Genomic DNA, 8,509 nt, shown 5'->3' with positions numbered 1-8,509 from the left:
CTTCCGTGCTTGTCCTCGAGCAGGTACATGAAGTACAGCTCGTGGGCGGCGGGGGCGTTCTCGTCGCGGGCGGGGCCGCTGCCGGCGAAGCCGACGACCTCTCCGTCGACGAGTGCGACGACCTGGCGGTATTCCGCTCCCTGGGTGGTGAACCGGCGCCACATGGCGGCGAGGCGCTGCGGCCGCAGCTGGGAAAGGGCCGCCTGGCTCAGCAGGTGGTCGTAGGTTTCGTGCCAGCAGAGGGCGTGTACACGGCCCAGACTCTCGGCGTCCGCTTCTTCGACGGGCCGAACAACGACGGTGGTGGTGTCCATAATCTGACCCTAACCCAGCCGGGGGACACCGGTTTACCGCGCCCGGTCCGGGCAGACAAACGGGCCGGACTCCTGGTGGAGTCCGGCCCGTTGATGTCGTGCTGGTGCTGCTTAGCCCTGCGTGCTGGTGCTGCTTAGCCCTGCGCGCGGCGCGGCGCCGAGCGACGGGCGCCGCCGGCTCCCGAGCCGGATCCGCGGACGAGTCCGCCGACCTGGATGCCGCCGGAGCGACCGGAGCCCTGCGGGGCGTGGCTGCGACCGGATGCCGCCGGGCGGCCAGAGTGCTCCTGGCGTGCTCCGCCGGCCGAGGCGGCGTCGTTGCTGCGGCTGCCGCGGTTGCCGCGAACGGGCGCGGTGCTGGCGCCTTCGCGGTCGTCACGGCCGCGCGAGCGCTGCCCGTCGGACGAGCGCGAGGTGTCGGATGACGACGAGGAGGCGTAGGAACGGCTGCCGCCCTGCGAGCGTCCGCCGTCTGAGGACGAGGAACGACCGCCCTGCGAGCGACCACCCTCGGAACGGCCGCCCTGCGAGCGACCGCCTTCGGAACGGCCGCCCTGCGAGCGACCGCCCTGCGAGCGACCGCCCTGGGACTGGCGCTGCTGCTGCGGCTGCTCGGTGCGCGACGCCGGCTTGACGTATGCGGCGACCTCGCCGACGAGGGCGGCGACGGCGGGGGAGTCCGCGGTCACCCGCTGCGGGGTCACCTTGATGGCGGCCTTGCGCAGCAGGTCTGCGGTGTCGCGACGCTGCTCCGGGAGCACGAGGGTGACGACGTCACCGGCGTGCCCGGCCCGGGCGGTGCGGCCGGAGCGGTGCGTGTACGCCTTGTGCTCTGCCGGCGGGTCGACGTGGATGACGAGTTCGATGTCGTCGACGTGCACGCCGCGAGCGGCGACATCCGTTGCGACGAGCACGCTCACGTCACCGTTGCTGAACGCGGCGAGGTTGCGGTCACGGGCGACCTGCGAGAGGTTGCCGTGCAGGTCGACCGAGGGGATGCCCGCCTCGGTGAGCGCCTTGGCGAGCTTCTTGGCGTGGTGCTTGGTGCGCATGAAGAGGATGCGGCGTCCGGTTCCGGAGGCCAGCTTCTCGATCAGGGCCTTCTTCTGTTCGGCGTTGTCGATCTCGAAGACGTGGTGCGTCATCGCGGAGACGATGCTGTTCGAGTCGTCGACCGAGTGCAGGACCTCGTTGTGGAGGAACTTGCGGACGATCTTGTCGACGCCGTTGTCCAGGGTGGCCGAGAACAGCAGGCGCTGGCCGCCGTTCGGCGTCTTGTCGAGGATGCGGGTGACGACGGGGAGGAAGCCGAGGTCGGCCATGTGGTCGGCCTCGTCGAGCACGGTGATCTCGACGGAGTCGAGGTTGACGTAGCCCTGCTTCATCAGGTCTTCGAGGCGTCCGGGGCAGGCGACGACGATGTCGACGCCGGCCTTGAGCGCGGAGACCTGACGGCCCTGGGAGACGCCGCCGAAGATGGTGGTCGTGTTGAGGCCGTACGCCTCGGCGAAGGGGGTCAGTGCGGTGGTGATCTGGGTGGCGAGCTCGCGGGTCGGCGCGAGGATCAGGCCGAGCGGGCGGCCCGGGCGACGCTTGCCGCCGGCGAGCTTGCCGCCGAGGCGCGCGGCCATCGGGATGGCGAACGCGAGGGTCTTGCCGGAGCCGGTCTTGCCGCGACCGAGCACGTCCCGGCCCTTGAGGGTGTCGGGGAGGGTGTCGACCTGGATCGGGAAGGGGCTGTCGATTCCCTGCGCCGTGAGGACGGCAACGAGGGGAGCCGGCACGCCAAGCGCGCCGAAGGAAGTTTCAGACAAAGTGGTGCCTTTCAGGCATCAGAGCCCTCCATCGAACCGTGTGCGCACCCCGAGTGAGGGAATGCAGGCTTCGGAGCCAGGAGGATTCACATGGCGAAGGTGCCAATGGGCACATCCGTTCGCCGTAAGAATGTTCATTCGCAATATGCGCTCGGCCCACCAGGCAGGTGTGCCGCCGCAACAAGAAGAGGGCGTTCTACGACGCAGCGAGCGCAGCGATGCATTCGCAAGTGGTTTCAGTCTAGCGGATGCTGTCAAGCACCCTCCGAGGAACCCCCGCTCGGTGCGTTCTAGTCGCGGTCGCCGGTGTAGAACTCGCCGACGGGTACGTCCACCGCGACCGTGTTGCCGGCTTGCGCGAGCGGGCACGCCCACATCGGGTCGTAGGCGCAGGACGGGTTGTATGCGAAATTGAAGTCGAGGATCAGGGTGTCGTCGCCGACCCCCGGTCCGAGGTCTGCACCCTTGATCGTGTCGAGCAGGTAGCGCCCGCCGCCGTAGGTTCCGCCGGGTCGTCCGGCGAGACCGTCCTTGAGCGGCAGGAACAGGCCGCCGCCGTAGCTGCCCAGTCGCCACAGGTCGATCGGGCCGAGGTAGGGCAGCCGCACGATGCCGACCAGGTCGAACGGCACGGTGCCGTCCGTCCCGGTCTCGACCGCGATCCGGTGCGGCTCCGGCGCCCGGTGCACCTCGACCTCGAAACGCCAGTCCGGGTCGTACGGCGCGACTGTGAGCCCCGTGAACGCGGACCGATCGTCGGGCAGCAGCGGAGACGACGGATGCCCCGCGAACAGGTCGTCGCGCCCGCTCCGCCAGAGCTCGTGCCCCGCCGCAGGGTTCTGCACGCTCAGCTGGCGCACGCCCGCATACAGTCCGGTCACGCGGCGGCGCCAGTCGGCGAGCTGCAGGGCGCCCAGCGTCGAACTCATGCCGACACCTCCGTCGGCGCAGAATCCCCGTCGGATTCGTCAGGGGCAGCGGATGCGGCGTCGACCGCGTCGACGCCCACGTCGAAACGCCAGGTCGGGGCCAGCCGCTTGAGCTGCAGCATCCGCCACTGCCACATCGCCCAGAACACCGGCCAGCTCGGCAGGGTGAGCGCGCCGGTGCGGAAGACGAGCTGGTCGCGGTAGAGCGTCTTGCCGGTGCCGGCCGGGTCTGCCGACACCGCCATCCGGTGGTCCCAGAGCGTCACGGCCTCGAGGGCGCCGGAGACGCCCCGGCCGGTGTCGCGCACGATGCGCACGCCGTCGCGCCGCTCGGTAGACATCTGCAGCCGGATCACCTGCTTGCCCATCGGCAGGAGGCCGAGCGCGCTCAGCTCGACCGGGTGCTCGCCGGGCTCCCAGATCGAGGGGAAGCCGTCGGCCTCGAGCGACTCCACGCTGATGAGGGGCGAACTCACCTCGCGGAAGACGGCGGGGCTCTGCAGGGCGCGCCACGCGGCATCCGGCGGGCAATCGAGGATTTCTTTCAGGAGAACACGCATGCCCCCAGTCTGTGGCGCTGGGGCATGCAGTACAACTGAGGAGTGGCAATTCGGTACTGGCTCGGGGTCGCGCAGCGCGATAACGTGCAGCGGGGCGTCGCCATGGGCTTCGCGCAGGCCGGCTACCGGCTGCGCACCACGCTCGAGGGCATGCGGGAGAGCGACGGCGTCGTGTACTACTCGCCGAAGACCGCCGTCGAGGGCGAGCTGCTGCGCGAGTTCACCGCGATCGGGTTCGTCGCCGAGGGGAACGCGTACGAATTCCGGAGCCCGGAGACGCCCTCCGGCACCTATGTGCCGTGGCGGCGGCGCATCGACTACGACACGGATGCCGTCAGCACGTCGATCCGCCCGCTCCTGAACGTGCTCGAGTTCACCCGGGAGGATCCCGACTGGGGCTACCAGCTCCGCCGGGGGCTGCTCGAGATCTCCCGGCACGACTACGACGTGATCCGGCGGCAGATGCGCCGCATGTAGGCGCCGGCACGGCATGTTCACGGGTGCTCCCGCTCGCCCCAGCCGCGTTGATTAGACTCGCGGCTATGACTGGCGATCTCTGGTGGGTGCCCTCGGCCATACTTCTCGCGTTCGTGGTCCTCGGGGTGACCCTCGTCGTCGCATCCGCTCGTCGTCGTCGCCGCGACCGCGAACAGGCCGAAGCTGCGGTGGTCGCCGAACGCGCACGCGCCGCAGCGATCTCCCTGGTGCGGGCCGATGACCAGGTCGGCGCCGCGACCGACGAACTCGGGTTCGCGGTCGCCCAGTTCGGCGAGGCGGCGACCCGGGACTTCGCCGCGGCCCTCGAAATCTCCCGCCGCCAGCTGCGCGATGCCTTCGCCCTGCAGCAGAAGCTCGACGACAGTGTTCCGGACACCGAGTCCGAACGCCGACGCTGGACCGAGCAGATCATCGCGCTCGCCGCTGAGGCGACGACCCGCCTCGCCGAACAGGACCGCGCCTTCACCGCCCGCCGAGGCCGCGAGCGCGACGCCCCGCTCCTCCTCGAGCAGCTCACCCGGCGCGTGGATCGGGTGACCGATCGGGTCGCAGCGGGCGCGGCGAGTATCGACAGGCTCCGGCTCAGTTACGCCCCCACCGCGCTCGCCGCGTTCAGCGGCAACGTGGCCGAGGCCCGCACAGCCCTCGGACAGGCGAAACAGGCCACGGATGCCGCCGCCGCTCATCTCGCGGCCGTCCCCGGCTACCCGATCGGCGATGAGCTCTCGGCAGCGGAGCTCGGGCTCTTCCATGCCGGCAAGCTCCTCGACGCGATCGAGACCGGAGAGGACCAGCTCCACATCGGCTATGCGACCCTCAGCGCCGCACTCGACTCCGCGGACGCCGAGATATCCGAGGCGCGCACCCTGCGCGACGGGCACGAGGAGTCCGTCGCGGCAGCCGACCTGAACCGGGTGATCACGGCCGCCGATGCGATCGTGGCCGAGTTGCGGCATCCGTCGCGGGTGAGCGACCCGGCCGCCGACCTCGCCCGGCTGCGCGAGGTGCTCGACGGGCTCGACGTCACCCGGTCGGAGGCTCGCAACCAGCAGCTGCGACTCGACAACGCGCGGGCCGCGCTCGCCGGCGCGCTTTTGGCCGCGCGCAGCCAGGGCACTGTGACCCGCGGCTTCATCTCGGCCAACCCCGGCCGGGTCGGTGCGGAGGCCCGCACCCGCCTCGCCGAATCCGAGCGGCTCGTCGCCCTCGCCGAGGCCGAGGCCGACCCCGTGACCGCGCTCGACGCCGCGCGCCGGGCGATGACCCTCGCAACGGATGCCGACGCCCTCGCCCGCTACGACGCTCGCTTCGCCTGACCGACGGGTAGCCTTTCCCGGTGAGTGAATTCCTGCCCCAGCAGAAGTACCAGGTCCGCTTCGACGTCGGTCTCGCCGGGTTCCAGGCGCTCGCCGGGGACGCGGACGTGATTATCCTCGCGGATGCCCTGCCCACCGTCGGCGACACGGCACCGGCCACGCCCCTGGGCGGGCCCCGCGTGATCGTGGCCGACCTCGGCAACCCGGCGCGCGTCGCCGAGTGGGTGCTCGCGCGTCAGTCCGAGAAGGCCGACCGGTTCTCCGTCGCCGTGATCGCCGTCGGCGAGCAGCGCCGGGACGGTTCCCCGCGCCCGGCAGTCGAAGACTTCCTCCTGGCCGGGGAAGTGATCGACGAACTCGCCCGCCTCGGAATCGACCACTGCTCGCCGGAGGCTGCCGCCCCCTCCGCCGGGTTCCTCGGACTCCATCGTGCCCTCCGCCACCTCGTGAGCGCGTCCGAGACCGCCGTGGCCCTCGGCGCGGCCGGTCGGGGCGACGAGGTTCGCTCCGCCATCGACCTCGCCCGGCCGCACACGGCCACGGATGCCGCCCGGCAATCCGCCGAGATTCGCCGTGTCCGGGAATTCCGGTTTCCGGCCTGACGTTTCATCATCCGCAACCGCCTCGCACCAGCCCGATTCACCGACCGAACCAGGAGCACCCCATGAAGGCAGTATTCAACGGCACCACGATCGCCGAAGCCCCCCAGTCCGACCTCGTCAAGATCGAGGGCAACTGGTATTTCCCGCCGGAGAGCGTCAAGCCCGGTTTCCTCGTGGAGAGCGCGACGCCGTACACCTGCCCGTGGAAGGGCGAATGCCAGTACTTCAGCCTCAAAGACGGCGATGCCCTCCTGCAGGACCGCGCCTGGAGCTACCCGACGCCGTACCCCGCTTCGTTCGACCGGGTCGGCCAGGACTACAGCGGCTACGTCGCCTTCTGGAAGGAAATCTCCGTCACCGAGTAGGTCAGACGCGCGCCTGCGGTGCGTGCGTCGAGCGGGCGTGTGCCCGCACGAGGTACCCGACCGAGCGCACGGCGATACTGCCGATCACGAGGGTCACGGTGGCGAGGATGCCGGTTCCGGCGACCGCCGACACCCAGTCCCCCGACGCCCCCAGGTTCACGGCCGACCCGGTCCCGGCACCGGGCGCTGCGGCATCTCCGATCCAGTGCAGGGCGTAGGTCCCGCTCGCCGCGGCCGTGAAGGTGAACGCCCAGAAGCCGAGGTCGAACCCGAGCCGCCAGTAGGCGGCGAGCATCATCACCTGCACGAGGATCAGCAGCACGAACGTCCCGAGCAGGACGGTCTCGAGGGTGTCGAGCCGGCCGCCGTTGGAGGCGAACCAGGCGTTCCCCGCGACCGCGGGCGGGGCGGAGAAGATCGCGAACGTCGGCAGCAGGCGGGCAGGAAGGGCGGGACGGAACGCCATCCTGCCGAGGATGAGCGCACCCAGCAGCATCCAGAACAGCAGCCCGACCCCGATACAAGCGACGCTCAGCGTCGTCCAGCCGAACGTTCCCGCCGACTGCCCTGCGATGAAGGCGGCGGCGACCGTCGGAAGAAAGTACCCGGCATGGAGTGTGTCGATGTCGCGCATCCGGAGAGCCAGTTGCGCGACAGACCACGCCCCGAAGACGAGCGCCACGACCAGGAACCCGACGACGACCCCTTGCACCAGCGCGACCAGGAGCCCGGCGGGCGATCCCTGCAGTACCCCCGCAAGCGGATGCCCTGAACCGGAACCCGCGGACAGGGATACAGCGACATGGGTGCCCAGCAGCATCCCGGTTGTGGGCGCGAGGGCGGCGAACGGTGCCTGCACCGGGTCGGCGAGGTCCGCCCGGATCGTCCCCCCGTTGTTCCGGCTGCGCACGAGGTAATTGGCGAGGACCGCAACCCAGGCGACGAGCGCGAACACCCACAGGGCCTCACCGATCCCAGCGGGCGTGCCGAGGACTCCCGCGGCCATCGTCCAGGTGCCGGCAAGGCCCGAAAGCCCGAAGGGGATGCCGAAGCTGGTCAGCGGGGCCCGCCCGGTCCGCAGGACTCTCCGGAACGCACGAGGGGAAGCCGGCATGATCGTTCCCCTCGGGCCTCTGTTGAACGGACAGTTGTCCTCTCAATAGAATACCGGAGTCGGAGTGACGTGCCGCAAGAGGGCAGCGCGGGGCCGTCAGGCGCGTGCGTTTCGTTCGTTCCGGCCTCGGGCCGGCGTGCCCAGGAGAGGTACGTGAGGGGGCCGACCGAACCGCATAATCCCGTTGAGTAAGGACACGCCCTTGTTCGGGGGGACAATTGGCTGACAGGATTTGCGATCGCGCGTAGTAAAAGTATCGGACCGACAGACATGGTGAGGCTCAGCGGCGGCGGCATGTACAGGCGGCGGATGGCGGAATCCGTGATCGACAAGCTGCTGCGCGAGCAGACCGGAACGCCCGTGCGTTCAGCGTGGCACCGTTTCCGCGGGCGTTCCCCGCTCGGCAAACGCTGCGAGGGCTGGTACCTGGCCGCACTCGGCGAGATCGCTGTCGGGAAGAGCCTCCAGGCGCTCAGCTCCGACTGGACGATCTTCCACGCGCTTCCGATCGGCCTCGAAGGCTGGGATATCGACCACCTGATCGTCGGCCCCGGTGGCGTGATCACGGTCAACGCGAAACAGCACCGCTCGGCACGCATCCTCGTCGACAAGGCCGTGCTGACCGTCAACGGACGCACGGTGCCCTACCTCCGCCACGCCGAGTTCGAGGCGAACCACATCACCGACCTGATGAGCGACCGGCGCGCCCAGACCGCACCGGTCCGGCCGACCGTGGTCTTCGTCGGCGCCCGCGAGGTCAAGGTCAGGGCTCGCCCGCCGTTCGTCACGGTGCTCGGCGTCGACGACCTCGTCGGCTGGCTCGAGGCGCTCCCGGTCGTCCTCGACCAGAACGAGTGCGGCCGGTTCACCGACCTGTTCGACAACCCGGCGATGTGGGCGAACGTGCCCGTCGAGACCGGCGACGACCTGATCGAACGCTTCCAGGCCCTCGACGCGGAGGTCCGCGCCGCCAGCCGACAGCGCCGCGTCTACATTC

The 8,509-nt window shown here is 70.2% G+C and carries 10 protein-coding genes; 5 read left to right on the top strand and 5 right to left on the bottom strand.

The features are described from left to right. The 4 genes from QN357_RS15985 to QN357_RS15970 all read right to left on the bottom strand — a co-directional run. On the bottom strand, positions 1-314 hold a 314-nt coding region (locus QN357_RS15985; RefSeq protein WP_416347627.1), incomplete at its 3' end, for a GNAT family N-acetyltransferase. A gap of 134 nt (positions 315-448) precedes the next feature. After that, the gene (locus tag QN357_RS15980) at positions 449-2,128 is read right to left on the bottom strand and encodes a DEAD/DEAH box helicase (RefSeq protein WP_322189275.1); all 1,680 of its coding nucleotides are present in this window, start codon (positions 2,126-2,128) and stop codon (positions 449-451) included. A 290-nt stretch (positions 2,129-2,418) separates the two neighbouring features. Continuing rightward, positions 2,419-3,057: a DUF1684 domain-containing protein gene (locus QN357_RS15975; protein WP_134560823.1), complete on the bottom strand. Its 639-nt coding sequence runs from the start codon at positions 3,055-3,057 to the stop codon at positions 2,419-2,421. After that, positions 3,054-3,617 carry a hypothetical protein gene (locus QN357_RS15970; protein ID WP_322136572.1) on the bottom strand — a complete coding sequence of 188 codons (564 nt, stop codon included), beginning with the start codon at positions 3,615-3,617 and terminating at the stop codon, positions 3,054-3,056. Before QN357_RS15970 ends, QN357_RS15975 begins: the two co-directional genes overlap by 4 nt. Positions 3,618-3,659: 42 nt before the next feature. On the opposite strand from QN357_RS15970, the gene QN357_RS15965 reads away from it, so the two are divergent. The 4 genes from QN357_RS15965 (at position 3,660) to QN357_RS15950 (ending at position 6,398) form a co-directional block, all read left to right on the top strand. After that, positions 3,660-4,094: an EVE domain-containing protein gene (locus QN357_RS15965; protein ID WP_241984918.1), complete on the top strand. Its 435-nt coding sequence runs from the start codon at positions 3,660-3,662 to the stop codon at positions 4,092-4,094. 65 nt (positions 4,095-4,159) lie between these two features. Beyond that, the gene (locus QN357_RS15960) at positions 4,160-5,431 is read left to right on the top strand and encodes a hypothetical protein (RefSeq protein WP_322136571.1); all 1,272 of its coding nucleotides are present in this window, start codon (positions 4,160-4,162) and stop codon (positions 5,429-5,431) included. 20 nt (positions 5,432-5,451) lie between these two features. Continuing rightward, entirely contained in the window at positions 5,452-6,033 is a 582-nt protein-coding gene (locus QN357_RS15955) for a hypothetical protein (protein ID WP_134449714.1), read from the top strand. A 62-nt stretch (positions 6,034-6,095) separates the two neighbouring features. After that, positions 6,096-6,398 (top strand): DUF427 domain-containing protein, encoded by a 303-nt coding sequence (locus QN357_RS15950; RefSeq protein ID WP_134449713.1) that lies wholly within the window; start codon positions 6,096-6,098, stop codon positions 6,396-6,398. Between the two features lies 1 nt (position 6,399). On the opposite strand, the gene QN357_RS15945 is transcribed toward QN357_RS15950, so the two are convergent. Continuing rightward, positions 6,400-7,512: a hypothetical protein gene (locus tag QN357_RS15945; protein WP_322136570.1), complete on the bottom strand. Its 1,113-nt coding sequence runs from the start codon at positions 7,510-7,512 to the stop codon at positions 6,400-6,402. A gap of 309 nt (positions 7,513-7,821) precedes the next feature. On the opposite strand from QN357_RS15945, the gene QN357_RS15940 reads away from it, so the two are divergent. Continuing rightward, the coding region (locus QN357_RS15940) for a nuclease-related domain-containing protein (RefSeq protein ID WP_323505185.1) at positions 7,822-8,509 on the top strand (688 nt) is incomplete at its 3' end.

The organism is Cryobacterium sp. RTC2.1 (assembly GCF_035018685.1).
Classification (GTDB): Bacteria; Actinomycetota; Actinomycetes; order Actinomycetales; family Microbacteriaceae; genus Cryobacterium; species Cryobacterium glucosi.
This window is presented reverse-complemented; position numbering and strand designations above follow the sequence as displayed.